This is a genomic window from Rothia nasimurium, from assembly GCF_014217215.1.
Lineage (GTDB): Bacteria > Actinomycetota > Actinomycetes > Actinomycetales > Micrococcaceae > Rothia > Rothia avistercoris.
In genome coordinates, this window is record NZ_CP056080.1 from 548,884 (window position 1) to 569,164 (window position 20,281).

Here is a 20,281-nt window from a genome sequence, read left to right on the forward strand (position 1 = left end):
GCTGTGACCGGCGAGAAGCCAACGGGTCACGATGATTCCACTGGTGCTCTGCATAGGTGAGCTTTGGCCAAGATAAACTCATGAGAAACCAACTTTACTGTGGACGCTTACTGAGAAAATATACCCCAATTTTCTCGATAAGCTCCTTATTGAGAAAATCTGCCGAAATTGTCTCAATAAGAAGGCCATCCAGGACGCCGCGCCGTCCTAACTCTTACGTGTAGCAGTACAATGCAAAGCACCGTCTACCGCGACTGCGAGTTTTTCGAGCGTAGCGAGAAACTGCCTGAGCGTAAGCGGTAGACGGTGCGAAGCATCATCAGGTGTTTTAGAAGTAGTAGGGGTAGTCCTCCCAGTTCGGGTTGCGCTTCTCCAAGAAAGCGTCGCGGCCTTCAACGGCCTCGTCGGTCATGTAGGCCATGCGGGTTGCCTCACCGGCGAAGACCTGCTGGCCCACCATGCCGTCGTCCGGAAGGTTGAAAGCGAACTTGAGCATGCGGATAGCCTGCGGCGACTGGCGGGCAATATGCGCCGCGTACTCCAGGCCCTTTTTCTCTAGCTCAGCGTGCGGCACTACATCGTTCACAGCACCCATCTCGTACATGCGCTGGGCATCATACTCCTTGGCCAGGAAGAAAATTTCGCGCGCGAACTTCTGGCCCACCTGGCGGGCCAGTAGCGCCGAGCCGTAACCGGCGTCAAAGGACCCCACGGTCGCGTCGGTCTGCTTGAACTTGCCGTACTCCTCAGAGGCAATGGTCAGGTCGGCAACCACGTGCAGGGAGTGGCCACCACCGGCAGCCCAGCCCGAGACCAGGGCGATAACCACCTTGGGCATGGTGCGAATCAGGCGCTGCACCTCCAGAATGTGCAGACGGCCTGCGCGGGCAGGGTCAATCGAATCGCGGGTCTCACCCTCGGCGTAGCGGTAGCCGTCGCGGCCGCGAATGCGCTGGTCGCCGCCGGAGCAGAAAGCCCAGCCGCCGTCCTTGGCAGAGGGGCCGTTGCCAGTCAGCAGCACGGTGCCCACGTTGGAGGTCATACGGGCGTGATCCAGCACCCGGTAGAGCTCATCAACGGTGTGCGGGCGGAAGGCGTTGCGCACCTCGGGCCGGTCAAAAGCGATACGCACGGTAGGTAGGTCCTGCACAATCTCACCGGCCTCGTTGCGTTCCACCTGGCGGTGGTAGGTGATGTCGGTGAGGTCTTCGAAGCCCTCAACCAGACGCCACTGGTGGGGATCGAAAATGTCAGAAACCTTGGCAGGAAGTTCGTCAGTCATAGCCACCAGTCTACCCAGCGGCGCCCAGACTTAGGCGAAGCTACTAGCGGGAGAGCTCCACGGCACGGTCGAACTCTTCATTGATTTCGCGGGCGGTTGCGGAGTCACCCTTGTAGGTGGCAACCGACACCAGGTAGGCAAAGAGCAGGTTGACCAGGAAGCCGGGCACAATCTCGTACATGTAGCCCGAAAGCACCTCGTTGTAGCCCCAGACGAAGACGGTGATGGTGCCTGCCACCATACCCGCTACGGCACCAAGTGCGGTGAGCTTGCGCCAGTAGAGGGAGAGAATCACGATGGGGCCGAAGGCTGCGCCGAAGCCAGCCCAGGCGAAGGAGACCAGGGAGAGTACGGAGGAGTCGGGGTTCCAGGCCAGCAGACCTGCGATGACAGAGACAACCAGCACGCCTGCGCGGCCCATCCAGAGGCCCTTGGCGTCTGAGAGTTCCTTACCGCCGCTGGCGAGCTTGTAGAGGTCTTCAGCCAGGGCAGATGAGCAGACAATCAGCTGGGAGGAAAGGGTTGACATAATAGCTGCCAGCACCGCTGCCAGCACGAAACCGGCCAGCAGGGGGTGGAGCAGAATCTGGGACATATCCAGGAAGACCGATTCGGCGTTGGTGGTGTCGGTCAGGGTGGCTTCGGGATGGCGGGCAAAGTAGGCGATACCGATGAGACCGGCGCTCATGGCACCGACCAGGGTGGCGATCATCCAGGTGATGCCGATGCGGCGGCCGGCGGCGGCGTCCTGGGCTGAGCGCAGGCCCATGAAGCGCACGATGATGTGGGGCTGGCCAAAGTAGCCCAGACCCCAGGCAGCTGAGGAAAGAATACCCAGCACGGTGGTACCCGCAAAGAGGGAGAGAGCAGTGGGATTGACAGACTCGATGGTGGTTTCAAGGCCGGAGAAACCGCCGACGTAAACCAGGGCCATAATCGGTAGGACGATGAGGGCGGTGAGCATGAGTAGGCCCTGGACGACGTCGGTGTAGGTTGCACCCAGGAAACCGCCGAAGAGGGTGTAGGCAACGGTGATGCCGGCGACCAGCAGCATGCCGGTGTGGTAGTTACCGCCGAATGAGGACTGGAAGAAGACACCCCCGGCGACCATGCCGGAAGAGACATAGAAGGTGAAGAAAATCAGGATGACCAGGGCAGCGAAGATGCGGATGACGCCGCGGGGGTCGCGCAGGCGGTTGTGGAAGAAAGAGGGGACGGTCACCGAGTTGCGGGAGACCTCGGTGTAGGCACGCAGGCGGGGTGCTACGAACTTCCAGTTGAGCCAGGCGCCGGCAGTTAGGCCGATGGCGATCCAGGCTTCAGCCAGTCCGGTGATGTAGAGGGCACCGGGCAGGCCCATGAGGAGCCAGCCCGACATGTCTGAGGCACCCGCCGAGAGGGCTGCCGCAGTGGGGGAGAGGGAGCGCCCGCCGAGCACATAGTCGTCGAGGTTGTTGTTCTTGGACTTGGCCCAGATGCCGATGCCGACCATGGCGGCGAAGTAGATAGCCAGGGCTATCAGCTGGTAGGTGGTGTTGCTCATGAGCTCCCCTTGGGTTGTAGGCGAGGACGTGCGGGCTGGGGTGGGTGCGTTGGTGCACCTTCCCTTTTGTGCAGTTTCCCTAAAGTATTTTGTTTAGATTACTTGAGGTATTTGCTAAGGCACGCGTTTTGGTCTGTGCGTTAGCTTACACCCTGAGGGTCTGGGTGACACTATCTCGCTGCCTGAAGCTATTTAGAATCTTCATACAAAAACGGTGAGCTTTTCTTAAGAGTGCTTCTGCGAGCGTGGATCTATCACGGGTAGGGCCGATGTATGCAGGGTTACCGCGATGGCTGACCTGTTGGTGCGCCAGACGATGTAGGCGCCGGAGGCGGCGATGAGCACAATGCCCAGGTAAGACCAGGCAGAGAGCACTTCACCCAGCATGAAGGTGCCTACGATGGCCCCTACCACGGGGTCGATGGAGAAGAGCACCCCGATGACGGCGGCGCTGGTCAGCTGCCCGGCGATGTTATCGGCAGAATAGGCCAGGGCTACGCCCACAATCGCGGAGAGCGCCAGCTTGAACCAGGCGTCCGCGTCCAGCCCCGCCATAGCGGGCACTGACAGGGGAAGCTGGATGAGCGCCGAAAAAGCCAGGGACATGGTGGTGCCGCGCAGGCCGCTGGTCGCGGCGGACGCTGAACCCATGCGGGCCGAGAAGATGGTGTAGCCAGCCATGGAAGCGGCTGACCCGAGGGCCCAGATAAAGCCGATAGGGTGGGCGTCCCCCGCGAGGGTAGGCCCGGCAATCATTACGACCCCGGCCAGAGCGAAAAAGGCGATGAGCCCGTCGCGCAGGCGCCGCACACCGAGCAGAGCCACCACAAAGGCACCCAGGTATTCAAAGGTCACCGCTACGCCCAAAGGAATATGGTGCACCGCGTTGTAGAAACAGACGCTCATCAGGGTCAGCACCAGCCCGTAAACCAGCACCTGAGGAAGATCCCGCCGCCGCAGGGCAAGGGGGTTAGGGCGCACCAGCGCCCACAGGACCACAGCGGCAATCAGGGCACGCAGGGCGGCGACCTGAGTGGGACCAACGCTAGCAAAGAGCACCGAGACAATCGCAGCTGAAATCTGAATACCCAGGGAGCCAGCGAGGATCAAAAGCAGGGCAGCGGTGCCCCGGCGTTCGGCCGGTATGCGGTCAGCGAGGTTCACAGCGCCTCCTAAAGCCCGCAGGTGCTTTCGAGCAGCGGGTCTACCACCGTCCAGGGGGCCTGCTTGATACGGTCTGGGCTGAAGACAGAGAGCATCTCAGCGGCGGTTTCGGGCAGGTGGGGGCCGCTTTCGCCAGCGCTCGCCCCGGTGAGCGGGGGCAGCGGAATAGAGGCAGCAATCATGCGCATGATGTGGTCGGTGCTGACACCGGCGGCGGTGAGCTCGGCGAGGGTCACGGCTCCGTCCCGTTTAGCCAGGCGCTTGCCCTCGGTGTTGAGGGCCAGGGGGACATGGGCGTAGGCAGGTACCTGCAACCCCAATAGGTGAGCTAGATAGGCCTGGCGTGGAGCAGAGGGCAGCAGATCGTCGCCGCGTACCACCTCGGTGACCCCCTGGTAATCGTCATCGACCACACACACCAGGTTGTAGGCGTAGACCCCGTCGGCCCGCACCAGCACAAAATCGTCGACAGCGTCGGTGTATTCCCCGGCGAAACGGTCGGTGACAGTCCATTCGCTCACCTGGGCTTTAAGGCGCAAGGACGCCGGCCTCAGCCGCCTGCGCTCAGCCCTTTCTGCCTCAGTGAGGTTGCGGCAGGTGCCGGGGTAGGCTCCGGGGGCGCCGTGCGGGGCGCTGGAGGCCTCCTGAATTTCTTTGCGGGTGCAGTAGCACTCGTAAACTAGCCCGGCCTCGCGCAGGCGGTTAAGGGCGTCCGCGTAGGCATCTAGGCGGGTGGACTGGTAGAGCACCTCCCCGTCCCAGTCGATGCCCAGGGCGGCAAGGTCGGCCAGCTGACGCTCTGCTGCCCCCTTCTTGACCCGGTCTAAATCCTCCACCCGCATCACAAACCGGCCTCCCGCGGTACGGGCCATCATCCAGGCCAGTAGGGCGGTGCGCAGGTTACCCAGGTGCAGGTCACCGGAGGGGGAAGGCGCGTAACGGCCGCAGGGAACGGGAACAGGAGCGGTTTTGATAGACATCACCCCACTAGTCTAGTGCCCAGGGGAAGCTGACGGGCTGAGGGCAGCTACCCCTGATGAGCTGGTAGCTAAGGTGATACATCTTTTTATGACATAAGATTGCGCTCAACCTGCGTAACACCGTTAAAGAAGGGCAGTGTGGTGAGAAATAACTGCCCAGCTACTCGTAAACACGGTAGGCACCTTTTATTTCAAGTACCTTAGAGAGTATGGCTAGAACTCTTGAAATTGCCGATGGTATCTATCAGATCTCAACGGATAACTACCGTCTTAACTCCGGTCTGATTGTGGGCGCAGAGAAGGCTATGGTGGTTGACACCGGTGCCGGGCCCCGTCAGGGAGCCGAGATCCTGAGAGCCGTGCGACGGGTCACCGAGCTTCCTCTGGTTGCGGTCAATACCCACGCGCACTTCGACCGCTTCATGGGCAACGCCGTGTTCGCAGCTGACGGAGTCGCCGACATCTGGGCCCACCCCCGCGCCGCCCGCGCTATCGAAAGCTACGGCGACCGCCAGCGTCTTTACGTTGAGGTGCTAGAACCCGAGATGGCCCACCAACAGGGCCCCAACACCGAGCTTGTGGTGCCCACCCGCTTCCTGCCCGGTGACGGAACCCGCCCGGCCTTTACCCGCGTAGAGCTAGGCCAGCGGGCCGTTACCCTCATGTACCTGGGCCTGGCCCACACCGACGGTGACGTGCTGGTAGGCGTAGACGACGTCCTGTTCGCCGGCGATATTATCGAGCAGGGCTCAGACCCCGCCTTCGACGACTCCTACCCCGAACTATGGGTCAGTACCCTGCGCACCCTGGCAGGGCTAGACCGCTACCGTATCTTTGTTCCCGGTCACGGCACCCCGGTAGAGAGTTCTTTCATCGAGCGTATGGCCGACACCATGGAAGACGCCGTACAGAAAATTGCTGACTCCGCCCTGAAGAAGGTCAAGGGGGCAACCACAGCCTCCATGTACCAGCTGCCCTATTCGGGTGGATCCACCCGTATTCTGCTCGACCGCCTGATGAAGCTTGAAGCTCGTGAGGCTGAGGGGCAGGGGCTCTCGACCGTCACATTTGAGGGGGACGCCGCCTCTGGCCTGACCGGCCCCATTACCCTGGGGCAGGGCTAGAAGCACCTCGCACGTTGTGCATAGAAGCTTAGGCGCTAGACAGAAAGAGCTACCCGGCTCAATGCCGGGTAGCTCTTGTCTTTAAACTGAATCCAGTCTGTATTAGTAAGCCCAGACCTTCCGGTAGGCACTGCGCTTCTTATTCTGGGGGCGTAGCAGGGCAATCTGCGTGCTGGTGGTCAGAGCCGCTACCGCACCGATAAGACAGATAGCTGCCATAAAGGCAGAGCCGGGAATCGGGTTGGTGTAGGTGACCCAGTAGAGGGCCAGGGCGCAGAAGCCCGAGAAGAACCCTGAGATAGAAAGCAGGGGAACCAGGATCAGCCCTGATCGCTGGGTATCGCTCATATCGAGTTCCTCTGATCGCATGAAGCGCAGAATCACGAGCCCCAGCACACCCCAGAGACCGGTGACCAGAATAGCTGTGACCACATCGGCTGGGCGGTGCCAGCCATTGACCACGGTGGAATAGCCGGCCGCTACCGTAAAGACCATGCTAATCAGGGCCACAGTGGGGCGGAAGCGCTTGGGGGAGGCCAGGAAGAGGGCCAGGCCCGCAGCCGCCGCGAAGGTCGTGTGACCGGACGGCGCCGAGTTACCCAGGGCCTCCTGAATACCCAGGTTGGGCTTGACGATGATGTAGTTCTTCAGCAGCTGGGTGGTCAGGTTAGCACCGGCGGCAATGGCCACACCGACCAGGGCTGGCACAAAGCGGTGCTTCCACAGCAGCACAAAGAGAATACCGATAGCCGCGGTAATACCGGCGGCTGTGGGAATGAAGTCGAGCAGGGTAGAGGTCTGCTCGGTGTAGGTCATGAACTGGTAGGAGAACTCCTGGAAGGAAATCTCGTCGAGCTCCTGGCCGGTTGGCGTTGTAATAAAGAAAACAAAGGCCGCCACCAGAAGGCAGAAGAGGGTTCCTGCCGCAAAGAAGTGCTGGATCAGCGTCCAGAGCGAGGGGCGAGTCTGCCGAATATGCGAGGGAGTGAGCATATGCAGCCGGCCCGAGGGGGAGTACTCCCCTGAGTGAGCCTGGCTGCTGTAGGGCGCCTGGCCGTAGCCCTGCGCCGGGTAGCCGGGGCGGGGGCGTCCTTGCGGAGCAGCGGCAGTGGCCCCGTAGCTAGCCTGCGGCACCCGGTGGGCGCTGACTGCGTCCGGACGCGGGGCCGCCGCTTGGGCGCGGGCCTTGCTCGCTGCCCGGGCGGCACGTTCCTTCTTGACCCGGTGCGCTACCTCCTGGGCCGCTGCTTGCGCGGCGGCAAAACCGGTTTTAGCTGCCGCCAGGCCACTAGCGGTACCGGCCTGGAGCTTAGCTTTCAGAACCTCGCCATGGGGCGCAGAAGACGCAGCGGGCTGGGTTTCTAAGAGCTGGGTGCGGTCGGGGTCAGCAGAGGGAGCGGAGTGAGGTGCAGCTAGCGGGCGAGTCGCCGGGTGCTGCTGGGCAGACTGGGACCGGGCAGCGGCAGGGAGTACCACGGTGGCATCATCATCTGTAAAAGTAGCCCGTGCCCGAGAAGCGGGAAGCACCTCGGTGGCGTCGTCACCGGGGCTGGCTGGCAGGGCAACCGTGCGGTCGGTATAGGTCTGGGGCGTTAGCACCTCGGTGGCATCGTCGGGTGTGCCAGAAACAGCGTTAGAATCGCGCTTCTCAAAACTCACAGTTATCCCCAAAGACCTTTCTGCTGCGTGTAGACACCTCAACGAGCCTACCAAGCTGTACCTGCTATTTCAGCCCTAGACCCTGCTAAGAGCTAACAGGCTCAGCCTGTAGTGCTATTGTGGCAAACTCACATGGGACTTTCCTGAGAGAACCCCTAATGTTGCGCGAGCGCCCCCAAGCTGCCCTGCAGTAGCGGTAGAAGAGTAGATTAGAAGGTATGACAGCTAGCGCCCTGCCCCTTAATATTTCCCTGCCTCCGCTCGAAGAAATCTTGTCGGCGACCCGTGTAGTGGCTCTGCCCATGCGGGTGAAGTTCCGCGGCGTCAGCCTACGTGAAACCGCTCTGATTCAGGGGCCGGAAGGGTGGGGCGAGTTTGCCCCCTTCCTCGAATACGAGCCGGCGGAGGCGTCCGCCTGGCTGGCCTGCGCTATCGAGGCGGCCTGGCTGCCCTACCCGCAGCCGCTGCGCACCAGTATTCCCCTTAACGCTACGGTCCCGGCGGTGGCCGCTAGCGAGGTTGAGGCGGTGCTGGGCCGCTACGAGGGGCAGGTGCGGGAAGTCAAAATCAAGGTGGCTGAAGCTGGGCTGCCTTTTGAAGAATCTCTAACCCAAGACCTAGCCCGGGTAGCCGCGGTGCGCGATGCCTGCCCAGACGCCAGACTGAAGATTGATGCGAACGGCGGCTGGAGCGAGGCGCAGGCCGTCCGCGCCCTCAATGAGCTAGCTGACTACGACCTGCTCTACGCTGAGCAGCCGGTCCCGGGTATTGAGGGGCTGGCGTGGGTCCGCGATCAGCTGCGGGCGCACGGCAACCCCCTGCTGATTGCCGCTGATGAGGCCGTCCGTAAGGCTGATGACCCGCTGCGGGTTGCCCGCCTGGGCGCTGCCGATGTGCTCATTATTAAGGCTGCCCCCCTGGGCGGGGTAAGGCGGGCCCTGCACATCGTAGAGCAGGCGGGTCTGCCTGCGGTTGTTTCATCTGCCCTTGAAAGTTCGGTCGGCATCCGTACCGGCGCAGCGCTGGCCGCCGCCCTGCCGCAGCTGCCCTACGGGTGCGGCCTGGGCACGGTATCACTGATGGCCAAGGACGTCACAGCCCACCCGCTTGTGGCCCGGGATGGGGAGCTGCCCCTGCGGGCCATCACCCCCGAGCCCCGGCTGCTTGAAGAGGTAGCTACCAGCCCCGAACGCACCGCCTGGTGGCACCGCCGAATCGAAGCCTGCTACCGCCTACTTGAACAGGGGCGGTTGGGCAGCAACAGAACCCGGCCGAGTGTTGAAGAGGGCAGCGAGTAAACTGGTGGGGTGACTGATGCACCCTCAACCTCCTTTATGACCGCAATTTCTGTGCTCGACACCCTCGTGCGGGCAGGAATGCGGCATGTTCTCATCGCTCCGGGCTCACGCTCAGCCCCCCTAGCCTATGCACTCGCCGCCCTAGACCAGGCCGGGGCCATCGAAGCCCACGTGCGCATCGACGAGCGCAGCGCCGCCTTCACAGCTTTGGGGCTAGCCAAGGCCAGCGGCCAACCGGTGGGTATCGTCACCACCAGCGGCACCGCCGTGGGCGAGTGCCTCCCGGCCCTCATGGAGGCCTACCACACTGGAGCACCCCTGGCCCTACTCTCGGCCGACCGCCCTGCCCGGCTCCAGGGCACCGGCGCCAACCAAACCACAGACCAGCAAGTGATTGCTCCGGCCCACACCCGGGCGTCCTGCACCCTTGAAAACTACACGGCCGACCCAACCGATCCCCAGAGTGCCCAGCTCAACGCGGCGCTTGCAGCTCTGACCGGGCGTTCAGCAGATAACTGGGACGCCCCCTCAACCACCCCGCGGGGCCCCGTCCAAATCAACCTGGCCCTTGACACCCCGCTCACCCCCAACCCCCTTGACCAGCAGATTCTAGAGCGCTGGGTGCGCTCGCTGGCTGAGAACCCACCGGCGCCTGCCACCCCATTACCTCCCGCTGACCCCAGCGCAGCTAGGTGGCTCCGCGCAGGCACCACCGAGGGGGCTAAGCGGACGGACGGCGCCGGTACCACCCGCCGTACCGTTGTGGTGGCCGGTGATGGGGCAGGACCTATCGCCCAGGTCTTTGCCCAGCAGCAGGGTCTACCCCTGCTGGCCGAACCCTCATCGAACGCCCGCTTCTCACCCCTGGCCGTGCCCGCCTACCGGCAGGTACTGGCAGGGCACCTAGGGCAGCAGGTTGAGCGGGCCGTTATCTTCGGTCACCCCACCCTCTCCCGGCCGGTTGCCACCCTGCTGGCCAACTCCAAGGTAAAACGTGCCCTCTACGCCCCCTCACCTGCCCCCTGGTATGAGCCCGGTGCCCTTGACCTGCGGGAGATTGCAACCCTGGCTGAACTGGCCGACTTCGCAGGTACAGGCCAAGGCGCTACCACCGAGGACGGCCACGACTGGATAACCAGCTGGAGCGAAGCAGGGCAGGAACTAGCCCGGGAACTGAACCAGCAGATCGCCAACTACCGGGCAGGCACCTACACCCCGAACGCCCAACCCGGGGCAAGCTCGGCCGACCGCACCGCAGGCTACGCCCTGGCAGAAGCTACCTGGCAGAGCTGCCTAGACGATGACGCTGTTCTGATGGTGGGCTCATCCAACCTCATCCGCGACCTTGACCTCATCGCCCCCTCCCTGGCAGCCTCACCCCTGGTCTTTGCCAACCGCGGCCTAGCCGGCATCGACGGCACCATCGCCACCGCATCCGGAATCTCCCTGGCCCTCAACCGCCCGGTACGCGTGCTCGTCGGAGACCTCACCTTCCTACACGACACAGGCTCCCTCAACATCGGCCCCCTCGAACGCAAACCCAACCTCGACGTGCTGGTCTACGACGACCGGGGCGGCGGAATCTTCTCAACCCTGGAACACGGCCAACTAGCCCAACACGAGAAATTCGCCCCGGCCGTCCGCCGCTTCTTCACCACCCCGCACACCGCCCAGCTCGAAGAACTCGCAGCAGCCTGGGGCGAGAACGGAATCAGAGTCAGGGTGGTGCGGCCGTAGGGTCTTAGACAAGGGAAAGGTAGGCTCGCGCTGGATGGAGCCCAGCAGATTCCGAGCGCGCGAGGAAACAAATCTGCGGGCGGAATAGGCGAAAGCCTGACCCTCATGCCCCACCTAACGGCGGATTCCGTTCGCTCTTGCGTGCTCGCGCGCTCGCACCCGCTCACTTCATCCGAGCCAGCAGCTTCGCTGCGAGCCTACCTTTCCTTCATAAATAGCATCGGGAGCTCTAAAAAGCCCCTCCACACCTGCGTGTGGAGGGGCTTTTTCTGCGGAGAGTCGGTTACTTCTGGGCGGTTTCGGTGGCCCAGGGAACTGCGGTCTCGTCGGCCTCTACGTCGCTACCCGACTCGTCGGGGTTGCGGGAGAGGTGAACCAGGGCTAGGCCCAGGCCGCCCCAGATGAGGGCGATGGAGATAATCAGCATAACGATGGCGATGGAGCTCATGCTAGGCACCTTCCTTTTCGGTGGCTGACTGGGCTGCCGACTGGGCGGTGGCGTCTACGTGGCCGTGGATGACCTTGCCGCCTGCAACCGGGGGAGCCGGGGGAGTCAGCGCTGCGCGGGAGGTCTTAGACCAGGGCAGCATGGAGATGATGATGGCTACGACCAGTAGGGCGATGACCATGCCCCAGCCGAAGATGTTGAGCATCTGGTCGGGGTAGCCCTCGTAGGGTTCGTTGATCAGGTCGATGAAGGTGTTGATCAGGGAGTAGCCCAGGATGACGGGGGTGACGCCTGCCAGCAGGATCATCCAGAGCTTGCCCATCTTCCAGGACGAACGCTCGTTGAGGTGGTCACGGAAGATTGGTAGGGCGCGCAGAAGGTAGGCAACTACGAAGATGGAGACCAGGCCTGCGGCGAGGATGCCGAACTGGTTGACGAAGTTATCCAGGATATCCAGGACGTAGAGGCCGGAGGTAGTGGCCATAAGCAGGGTTGAGATTACCGCGATGGGGGCGATGACCAGCAGGGTGGAGCGCACACGGCCCAGGTTGAACTTGTCTTCAACACCGGCAACGATTACCTCGACGATGGAGATCATGGAGGTGAAGCCTGCAAAGAGCAGGGAGCCGAAGAAGAGCACACCGATCAGGGTGCCGCCGGGGGCCTGGGAGATGATGGTGGGGAAGGCGATGAAGGCCAGGCCAATACCTGAGGTTGCTACCTCGGAGACCTGGGTGCCAGCGGCGGTTGCCATGAAGCCCAGGGCTGCGAAGACGCCGATACCGGCCAGCAGCTCGAAGGAGGAGTTAGCGAAGCCCACAACCGCACCGGAGCCGGTCAGGTTGGTCTTGTTCTTCAGGTAGGAGGCGTAGGTGATCATGATGCCGAAGCCGATGGACAGGGAGAAGAAGATCTGGCCGTAGGCTGCAACCCAGACGCCGGGCTCGGTCAGAGCGGCCCAGTCGGGGGTGAAGAGGGCATCCAGGCCGGTCATTGCGCCGTCCAGGGTCAGGGAGTAGCCGACCATGACCAGGAACATGATGACCAGCACGGGGATGAAGAAGACGTTAGCCAGGCCCACGCCCTTCTGTACACCCAGGGACATAATGAGGGCCAGAAGTACCCAGATGCCGATCAGGGGGTAGAGGATGCCGGGCACGAAATCGAAGGTGAGGGCTACAGGGTCAGCCAGCTGCAGGACGTCCGCGAAGAAGAAGGTCTGCGGGTCGTCGCCCCAGGCGTGGGTGAAGGAGTAGATGAAGTAGCGGGCGGCCCAGGCGAGGATCGCTGCGTAGTAGATAGCGATGATGAAGTTGATGCCCATGTGCCACCAGCCGATGAACTCGGTCTTGCGGTTCAGGCGGCGGAAGGCCAGGGGGGAGGACGCGCGGGCGCGGTGACCGATGACGTAGTCAAAGAAGAGGAAGGGTAGACCAGCGGTGAGTAGGGCGACCAGGTAGGGGATCATGAAGGCGCCGCCGCCGTTATCGTAGGCGACGTAGGGGAAGCGCCAGATGTTACCGAGACCAACGGCTGAACCGATAGCTGCAAAGATGAAGACCTTGCGGCTTGAGAAGCCTTCTCGTTTCTTGAGCGCTGAGGTGGGGTTTGAACTCATGTGAGCAGTCCTCCGCGGGCTAACGTGTGAATGAATCTTTTGTAGTATGTGGGTTCAGACTAGCAAGTGATAAATAAATCTCAAATAGTGGATAGAAAATTGGGTAAAAAAATCCCGGCGGTTTCCCGCCGGGATTGGCTCTAGGCGTCGCGGTGGACGACGGCGTGAGCAAAAGATTTGAGAGCTTCTTTGATGACCGAGTCGGGCAGGGGCTCGATGGCTGCGATAGCGTCATCAGCCCACTGGTAGGCAATCTCCCAGGCTTCTGCGGTGACCGGGTGGGCTGAGAGCGCTGCAACGGCTTCGGCTAGAGCCTCGTCGCTGGTCAGATCGCCCTGAATCAGCTGCTGGACGTGCTGGGCTTCAAGGTCGCCGGTTGCGGCGGCTCGGTCGAGCAGGATGGTGGGCAGGGTGGGGACGCCCTCGCGCAGGTCGGTGCCGGGGGTCTTGCCGGACGCCGCCCCCGAGCTGGTGACGTCGATGACGTCATCGGCCAGCTGGAAGGCTACACCTACCAGCTCGCCGTAGCGGGCCAGCATCTGCACGGTTGCTTCGGGGGAGTCCGACAGGATAGTGCCGTAGGAGCCTGCTGCCGCGATGAGGGATCCGGTCTTGCCCTCGATGACCTTAATGTAGTGGCTGAGAATGTCTTCGTTTTTCTCGGGGCCGGTGGTCTCAAAGAGCTGACCCAGTACCAGGCGTTCAAAGGTCTGAGCCTGAACGGCTAGAGCGCGCCCACCCAGCTCGGAAACAATTAGGGAGGCACGGGAGAAGATGAGGTCACCGGTCAGAATGGCGACCGAGTTGCCCCAGATGTTCTGGGCGGTATCTACACCGCGGCGCTTGGGGGCGTCGTCCATAACGTCGTCGTGGTAGAGGGTGGCCAGGTGGGTTAGTTCAACGACTACAGCTGCGTCGATGACCCGGTCGTTGATGCCGCCACCGGCTTCTGCTGCCAGCAGGGTGAGCAGGGGGCGCACCCGCTTGCCACCGGCAGAAAGCAGGTGACGGGATGCCACATCTGCCAGGTGGTTGGTCTGGGCAACCGCGCGTTCTAGGCGCTGCTCAACCTCAGAAAGGGCCTCAAGAATCTTGGGGCCGAGTTCAGCGTCCTGCGCAATGAGTTCAAACCCCTTGGGCAGGTTGAAGTCAGCTTCGGGCATGAGCGCTTCAACGCTCATAGGGGAGCTGGTGGGTTCAGTCACGGTGTCTTTCACATTTCTTCGGTGGGTGGCTGCGGCCCAGAGCCGCGGCAAGCTGCTGGTGTAAGTCTACCGGGTTTACTGCCCGGGCTTATAAGCGCGGTGCAGGGCTACGACGCCGCCGGTCAGGTTCTTGTACTGAACGTTCTGCCAGCCTGCTTCGGTGAAGTGGCGGGCCAGCTCGTCCTGGGCGGGCCAGGCCAGGATGGATTCGGCCAGGTACTCGTAGCTTTCGGGGTTAGAAGAGACCTTGCGCGCAACCGGCGGAATCAGCTTCATGATGTAGTTGCGGTAGATTGCGCGGAAGGGCGCGAAGGTGGGAGTGGAGAACTCGTTGATGACGATGCGTCCGCCGGGCTTGGTTACGCGGTAGAGTTCGCGCAGGGCCTGGGGGTAGTCGGCGACGTTGCGCAGGCCGTAGCTCATGGTGACGGCGTCAAACTCTTCGTCGGCAAAGGGGAGGGCGGTGACGTCCGCCTGTACGAACTCGATGTCGGGGCGGCGGCGGCGGCCTACGGCCAGCATGCCCTCGGAGAGGTCGGCGGCGATGACCTTAACACCGGCGTCGGCGAAGGGTTCGGACGAGGTGCCGGTTCCGGCGGCGACGTCAAGGACCTTCTGGCCGGGGTGGGCGTCGACCGCAGCAACGGTCTGCTTGCGCCAGTAGATGTGTTGGCCCAGCGACATGATGCCGTTCATCAGGTCGTAGCGTTCGGCTACCTGATCGAACATGGATGAGATGTCGGTGGTCTTTTTGTTAAGGTCTGCTCGGTTCACCCTGCCTATTTTGTCATGTTTGTGTCTAAAGCTCATCTTGGGCGTGTGTAAAAAATTCATAATGAATATTCATGCATAGGTTTGCATTTTTACGCATAGCGGGGCAGAATAAACCTCAAAGCACATCGCACCTACACAGTTTTAGATACGAGGTACACCATGAAGAAGGCTCCCTTCGCTCTCGCCGCAGCCGCCCTGATGCTCACCGCCTGTGGCTCATCCAGCACCGGCACCACCACCGAGTCAGGCGTTTCCCTGATTTCAGAGGGCAAACTGACCGTCTGCACCAACCCTCCCTACGCTCCTTTCGAATACGAAGAAAACGGCAAGATTGTTGGCCTGGATGCCGATATCGCAGCAGCTATCGCCTCAGACCTGGGCGTCGAAGCCGAAATGTTCACCACCAGCTTCGAGGGTATCCAGTCCGGTGTAGCCCTGTCCTCCAAGCAGTGCGACATTGCCCTGTCTGGCATCACCATCACCGATGAGCGCAAGACTGTCATGAACTTCACCGACTCCTACGTCGATGACAACCTGGCGATCCTGGTTCCCGCTGGCTCCGACATCAAGAGCGACGCTGACCTCTCCGGCCGCAATATCGGCGTGCAGCAGGCTACCAGTGGCGAAAAGTACGCCCAGGACGCCGGTGCTAACACTGTTCAGTACGAAGATAACGGCCTGCTCCTGCAGGCAGTACAGACCGGCCAGGTCGATGCCATCGTCGGTAACATCACCGTGCTGTCTGAGATGCTGACCTCTGACTCATCCCTCTCTGTAGTCCAGGAAATCGAGACTGGCGAGCAGATTGCCGGTGCCGTAGCGACCGAGAACACCGCCCTGCTTGACTCCGCCAACGCCACCCTCAAGAAGATGGAAGAGGACGGCCGCCTGGCAGACCTGCGTGAAAAATACCTGGGCGTATCCCAGTAATCACGGATAACGGGTAGTAGCATAAACCCAAGCTCACCAACGGGGGTAGGCTAGCGCAGACGCAGCCTACCCCTCACCCGTTTATCTCTCGTCCTTCGCCGATATGATCCCGGGCAACCGGGGAACAATAAGGAAGACCACCCATGGCACTGTCGACCCGGCAGAAACAAACCTACGCCCGCTACGCCCAGTACGCCCTGCTAGCTATCATCGCACTCGTCGTTGTTCTTGTCGCTGACTGGGGAACCCTGCGCGATAAGGCCTTTAACCCTGAGATTATTGCCCAGCAGTTCCCCAACATCATCACCGTTGCCCTCAAGAACACCCTGATTTACACGGCCCTAGGCTTCGTGGTGGGCCTGGCTGGCGGTGTTCTGCTGGCCCTGATGAAGATTTCATCGGTTGCCCCCTACCGCTGGCTAGCTTCGCTCTACATCGAGCTCTTCCGCGGTCTGCCCGCGCTGCTGGTCTTTATTGCCTTCGGTTACGGCATCCCCCTGGCCTTCGGCCTGCGCCTGAACAACTACGTCACCGTCATGCTGGCCCTGGGTATGGTGTCGGCTGCCTACATCGGTGAGGTACTGCGCGCCGGCCTGGAAGCTGTACCCAAGGGCCAGTACGAGGCAGCCCGCTCCCTGGGCATGAGCCACACCCGCGCCATGGTCACCGTCATCATCCCCCAGGCCTTCCGCATCGTCCTGCCCCCGCTCACCAACGAGATTATCCTGCTCACCAAGGACTCCTCCCTGGTCTACCTGCTCGGTATGTCGGTGGCCCAGTACGAACTGACCAAGTTCGGCCGTGAAGGCATCTCGGGTTCTGGCGCAGGCCTCACCCCGCTCGTTTTGGCAGGTGCCTGCTACCTGATTATTACCCTCCCGCTGGGCTTCCTTGCCCGCCACTTCGAAAAGCGCGCCAAGGCCCGCTCCCGCAAGTAAAGCACCCACCTACCCCAGGAAGAACCAGCCATGACTCTTCAGACCGCACCAGCGTCCGTCACCATCACCAACCTGCATAAGTCCTACGGCGACGTCAAAGTGCTCAAGGGCATCGACATGTCGGTAGCCCCCGGCGAGGTCGTCTGCCTGATTGGCCCCTCCGGCTCGGGTAAGTCCACCCTGCTCCGCTGCGTCAACCTGCTTGAAACCCCTAACTCCGGCAGCATCGAGGTGGCCGGTCATTTGGTGACCGACCCCGATGTTGATATCGACGCCATGCGCCGCTCCGTAGGTATGGTTTTTCAGCAGTTCAACCTCTTTCCCCACCTAACCGTACTCGAAAACTGCACCGTCGCTCAGGTCAAGGTGCTCAAGCGCTCTAAAGCCGAAGCCAAAGAAATCGCCCTGGCCAACCTCGAAAAGGTAGGCCTAGCTGATAAGGCAGCCCGCCACCCCGATCAGCTTTCCGGCGGCCAGCAGCAGCGCGTCGCTATCGCCCGTGCCCTCTCCATGAACCCCGCCCTCATGCTCTTTGACGAACCCACCAGCGCTCTTGACCCCGAGACCGTGGGCGATGTGCTCTCTATCATGCGTCAGCTCGCCGCCGAGGGCATGACCATGATCGTGGTAACCCACGAGATGGCTTTTGCCCGCGATGTAGCTGACCGCGTGGTCTTCATGGACGGCGGCGTGGTCGTCGAAGAGGGCCCATCCGACGCCGTCATCGGCAACCCCCAGCATGAGCGCACCCAGCTCTTCCTCTCCCGCGTGCTCAACCCCACAGCCCAGTAGATTCAGTCCAGTAGATTCAGTCCAGTAGATTCAGCACCGCCAGAGCATAAAAGCAGCCCAGACCCCTTGATTGCGGGCCTGGGCTGCTTTTTTGTGCTTGTTTTTCTGTGGGGCTGTCTCAGCTGACTTGGGCTTTACCTAGTCGTTTTTAATCTGGGGCAGCATACCGGTGTTGGTATCGGGGGAGGGCACCTCGGTGGACGGCATGCGGGTTCGTACCCTGCGCTGGGTGAGCAGGGAGTCAGTGATGAAGAAGGCCGCGGCGACCCACACCAGCATAAAACCTGCCCAGCGGCCTGCTGAGAGGTGTTCCTGGGTCACGAACAGGGCAACGAGGAACTGAAGGGTGGGGCCAACGTACTGCACCATACCCAGCACAGAGAGCGGGACGCGGGCAGCGGCTCCTGCAAAGAGAAGCAGGGGCACTGCCGTGAGCACACCGCTAGCTACTAGAATCCAGAAGTGAGCCGGGCCTTCTGTCAGCAGGGTAAGTTGACCGCTGCGAGCGAAGTGCCACATCAGTACAGCTGCCAGAGGGGTTAGGAGCAGGGTCTCCATGGTCAAAGAGACCAGGGCGGGCACTGCCCCGATTCGTTTCTTGACCAGCCCGTAGAAACCGAAAGTAAAAGCCAGCCCCAAACCCAGCCAGGGGACTGAGCCGTAAAAGACCACCATCACCAGCACCGCGAGCGCAGCAACAGCGATACCGGCCCACTGGAGGGGGCGCAGGCGCTCACCCAGGAAGACGACGCCTAGGGCGACCGAGACAATAGGGTTGATGTAGTAGCCCAGGGAGGCTTCCATGACGTTGTTGCTGGTGGTGGCAATGACGTAGAGCAGCCAGTTGCCGAAGATGAGTAGGCTAGCAACTAGCAGAAGGCCGACCTGGCGCAGGTTGCCTAGCACCGCCACCAGGTTTTTGACCTGCCGGGTGAGCGGGAGCAGGGCTAAACAGAAGACCAGTGAAAAGAGCACCCGGCCCGCCACGATCTCTAGGGGAGTGGCTGGGGCGGTCAGCATGAAGTAGAGGGGGAAGAGCCCCCAGATCAGGTAGCAGAAAAAGGCGTAGAGGCCGCCTACTACCTGCTCATTTTTGGCTGTGCTCACCGTTGCGTTCCTCGTGCTTCTCTCGGTGGTGTGTGGGTTCTGCGTTAGGTAGGGACTTATACCGCTCACGGGGAATGTGAGTCAGCGGCGCTACGAGAAAGTGGCTACCCGGTGCATACCGGGTAGCCACTGACAGGTGCTCGGGATGAAGCCTAGAGGCCGAAGAAGCGGCTGAAGAAGCCCTTCTTTTCTTCCTTAGGCTTGGGCTTGGTTGCAGCTTCTGCGCGCTCAGCCTCAAGATCGGGTGCCTGACCAGCCAGGCGAATCTCTGAGGCGGGGCGGGCAGGCTCGTCAACCTGCTCGTAACCGGCAGGAGCCTGCTCGGTCTCAGCTTCTTCGATAACCTGCTCGGCGGCAATAGAGGCCGCTGCGGGCTCTTCTACCTGAGTAGGCTCATCGCGCACGATATCTTCATCGGCGATAGCGCTGGTGGTGACACGGCCGGGGCGGGCGTCCTCGGCAGGTTCGCGGTCGTAGGGCTGCTCGGCGTTGGGGTAGACGCGGTCGGTGGTGATGGTACCTTCGACCTCTTCCTCATGGGCAGCCTCTTCGGCGCGTTCCTTCTCGAGACGCTCGGCCTCAGCCGCTTCAGCTGCGGCGCGCTCTTCAGCGGCAGCAATGTCAGCCTCGCGAGCTTCGATGGCGGCCTGTTCAGCGGCCAGAGCTTCAGCCTCGGCTGCACGGGCGGCTTCGGCGCGGGCTTCGTCTTCGCGGGCAGCTTCTTCAGCCGCCAGGCGGTTAGCCTCTTCTCGGGCTGCGACCTGGGCAGCGGCCTCCTGAGCTGCTACAGCTTCGATGCCCTGACGCTCAGCAGCAAGCTGTTCGCGCAGGTCACGGGCAGTCTGCGCCAGGCGAGCTAGCTCGTCGGCACCGACCTGGGGCTCAGCAGCCTCGATACCAGAAATCTTGCCGTTATCGAACCAGAGGCGCAGGGCGCCGTCCGAGGCGGTGATGACGGCGGTTGCCTCGGTGTCCCAGGCAATGTGGGCGCCTCGCAGCTTGGCGTAGGAATCTACGGCGCGCAGGTGGTTCACGGCGGTGCCAGTCTGCAGGGCCTGCGCCATAACCTGGCCCATACGGTTGACGGTGGGAGCCTCAAGTTCAAGCTGGCTGCCATCGAGCAGAATCCAGGCACGGACGCCTGCCCCGGCAGTCACGGGGTAGTGGGCGTAGATGCCGGTCAGCGCCTTGGAGGCCAGGGTCAGTTTGCGGGCCAGACCCGAGTCGAGGGGGAGCTCATCGGTGGTGAGCTCAGAGATGCTGTGCTTCGCTCCGCCTTCACGCGCCTGGATTGCTGCCGAAACGACGCGGTCGGGGAAGTGACCGAGCTCCTGCCACGACCAAATCCAGGAACCGCGGTTCTCGGATTCAGTACCCAGCAGGTAGGGGGTGAGGCTTACGGAAGCATCAGACTGGAGGGTGAATGACGGTGCAGAGAAATCCACCGTCCATTCTGCGCCGCCGCTGATTTCAGCAAGACGGGCCTGGTACTCGGTGGAGATAAAGATTGAATCGTCAATCAGATCCTGCAGTGTAGTAGTCATACGGTCAAGGCTAGCAACTCTTATGGGGCTCCCGCACCTTTTTGCCGTGGTAAGAGCTTGAATTTCTGACATATTCAGCACCCTCCTTGAAACTAGGGGAGAATCACTCAGGAAGAAGGCGGGTGTGCTCTGCCCCGA

General features: G+C 61.9%; 17 protein-coding genes. 6 read left to right on the forward strand and 11 right to left on the reverse strand.

Annotated elements, in window-relative coordinates; genetic code table 11:
• Positions 1 to 328: 328 nt before the first annotated feature.
• The 4 genes from HWU94_RS02665 to gluQRS form a co-directional block, all read right to left on the reverse strand.
• Entirely contained in the window at positions 329 to 1,282 is a 954-nt protein-coding gene (locus HWU94_RS02665) for a 1,4-dihydroxy-2-naphthoyl-CoA synthase (RefSeq protein WP_185174201.1), read from the reverse strand.
• Positions 1,283 to 1,325: 43 nt separating this feature from the next.
• Positions 1,326 to 2,825: a sodium/proline symporter PutP gene (gene putP / locus HWU94_RS02670; protein ID WP_185174202.1), complete on the reverse strand. Its 1,500-nt coding sequence runs from the start codon at positions 2,823 to 2,825 to the stop codon at positions 1,326 to 1,328.
• A 225-nt stretch (positions 2,826 to 3,050) separates the two neighbouring features.
• Positions 3,051 to 3,989, reverse strand: coding sequence for a DMT family transporter (locus HWU94_RS02675; protein ID WP_185174203.1), 939 nt, complete (start codon positions 3,987 to 3,989; stop codon positions 3,051 to 3,053).
• A gap of 8 nt (positions 3,990 to 3,997) precedes the next feature.
• Positions 3,998 to 4,969, reverse strand: a complete 972-nt coding sequence (gluQRS, locus tag HWU94_RS02680) for a tRNA glutamyl-Q(34) synthetase GluQRS (RefSeq protein ID WP_185174204.1) — start codon at positions 4,967 to 4,969, stop codon at positions 3,998 to 4,000.
• 209 nt (positions 4,970 to 5,178) lie between these two features.
• On the opposite strand from gluQRS, the gene HWU94_RS02685 reads away from it, so the two are divergent.
• Entirely contained in the window at positions 5,179 to 6,093 is a 915-nt protein-coding gene (locus HWU94_RS02685) for an MBL fold metallo-hydrolase (protein ID WP_185174205.1), read from the forward strand.
• A 102-nt stretch (positions 6,094 to 6,195) separates the two neighbouring features.
• Here HWU94_RS02685 and HWU94_RS02690 read toward each other — a convergent pair whose 3' ends face one another.
• Positions 6,196 to 7,752: a phosphatase PAP2 family protein gene (locus tag HWU94_RS02690; protein WP_185174206.1), complete on the reverse strand. Its 1,557-nt coding sequence runs from the start codon at positions 7,750 to 7,752 to the stop codon at positions 6,196 to 6,198.
• A gap of 218 nt (positions 7,753 to 7,970) precedes the next feature.
• Between HWU94_RS02690 and HWU94_RS02695 the strand changes: the two genes are divergently transcribed.
• Positions 7,971 to 9,050 (forward strand): o-succinylbenzoate synthase, encoded by a 1,080-nt coding sequence (locus HWU94_RS02695; RefSeq protein ID WP_185174207.1) that lies wholly within the window; start codon positions 7,971 to 7,973, stop codon positions 9,048 to 9,050.
• Between the two features lie 9 nt (positions 9,051 to 9,059).
• Entirely contained in the window at positions 9,060 to 10,787 is a 1,728-nt protein-coding gene (gene menD / locus HWU94_RS02700) for a 2-succinyl-5-enolpyruvyl-6-hydroxy-3-cyclohexene-1-carboxylic-acid synthase (protein ID WP_185174208.1), read from the forward strand.
• Positions 10,788 to 11,070: 283 nt separating this feature from the next.
• Here the strand turns inward: menD and HWU94_RS02705 are convergent, their stop codons facing one another.
• The 4 genes from HWU94_RS02705 to HWU94_RS02720 form a co-directional block, all read right to left on the reverse strand.
• Positions 11,071 to 11,235 (reverse strand): methionine/alanine import family NSS transporter small subunit, encoded by a 165-nt coding sequence (locus HWU94_RS02705; protein WP_185174209.1) that lies wholly within the window; start codon positions 11,233 to 11,235, stop codon positions 11,071 to 11,073.
• A 1-nt stretch (position 11,236) separates the two neighbouring features.
• A complete protein-coding gene (locus HWU94_RS02710; protein ID WP_185174210.1) occupies positions 11,237 to 12,853 on the reverse strand; it encodes a sodium-dependent transporter in 1,617 nt (538 codons plus the stop codon).
• A 140-nt stretch (positions 12,854 to 12,993) separates the two neighbouring features.
• Complete coding sequence (locus HWU94_RS02715) at positions 12,994 to 14,034, reverse strand: polyprenyl synthetase family protein (RefSeq protein ID WP_185174733.1); 1,041 nt, start codon at positions 14,032 to 14,034, stop codon at positions 12,994 to 12,996.
• Between the two features lie 99 nt (positions 14,035 to 14,133).
• Positions 14,134 to 14,868 carry a demethylmenaquinone methyltransferase gene (locus tag HWU94_RS02720; protein WP_185174734.1) on the reverse strand — a complete coding sequence of 245 codons (735 nt, stop codon included), beginning with the start codon at positions 14,866 to 14,868 and terminating at the stop codon, positions 14,134 to 14,136.
• A 123-nt stretch (positions 14,869 to 14,991) separates the two neighbouring features.
• On the opposite strand from HWU94_RS02720, the gene HWU94_RS02725 reads away from it, so the two are divergent.
• From HWU94_RS02725 to HWU94_RS02735, 3 genes are all read left to right on the forward strand, one after another.
• A complete protein-coding gene (locus tag HWU94_RS02725; protein ID WP_185174211.1) occupies positions 14,992 to 15,762 on the forward strand; it encodes an ABC transporter substrate-binding protein in 771 nt (256 codons plus the stop codon).
• 143 nt (positions 15,763 to 15,905) lie between these two features.
• On the forward strand, positions 15,906 to 16,700 hold the full coding sequence (locus HWU94_RS02730) for an amino acid ABC transporter permease (protein ID WP_185174212.1): 795 nt from the start codon (positions 15,906 to 15,908) through the stop codon (positions 16,698 to 16,700).
• 30 nt (positions 16,701 to 16,730) lie between these two features.
• The gene (locus HWU94_RS02735; protein ID WP_185174213.1) at positions 16,731 to 17,492 is read left to right on the forward strand and encodes an amino acid ABC transporter ATP-binding protein; all 762 of its coding nucleotides are present in this window, start codon (positions 16,731 to 16,733) and stop codon (positions 17,490 to 17,492) included.
• Positions 17,493 to 17,630: 138 nt separating this feature from the next.
• Here HWU94_RS02735 and rarD read toward each other — a convergent pair whose 3' ends face one another.
• Together rarD and HWU94_RS02745 are read right to left on the reverse strand one after the other, a co-directional pair.
• Positions 17,631 to 18,599 carry an EamA family transporter RarD gene (gene rarD / locus HWU94_RS02740; protein ID WP_185174214.1) on the reverse strand — a complete coding sequence of 323 codons (969 nt, stop codon included), beginning with the start codon at positions 18,597 to 18,599 and terminating at the stop codon, positions 17,631 to 17,633.
• Positions 18,600 to 18,751: 152 nt separating this feature from the next.
• Positions 18,752 to 20,143 (reverse strand): DUF6882 domain-containing protein, encoded by a 1,392-nt coding sequence (locus HWU94_RS02745; protein WP_185174215.1) that lies wholly within the window; start codon positions 20,141 to 20,143, stop codon positions 18,752 to 18,754.
• Between the last annotated feature and the right edge of the window lie 138 nt (positions 20,144 to 20,281).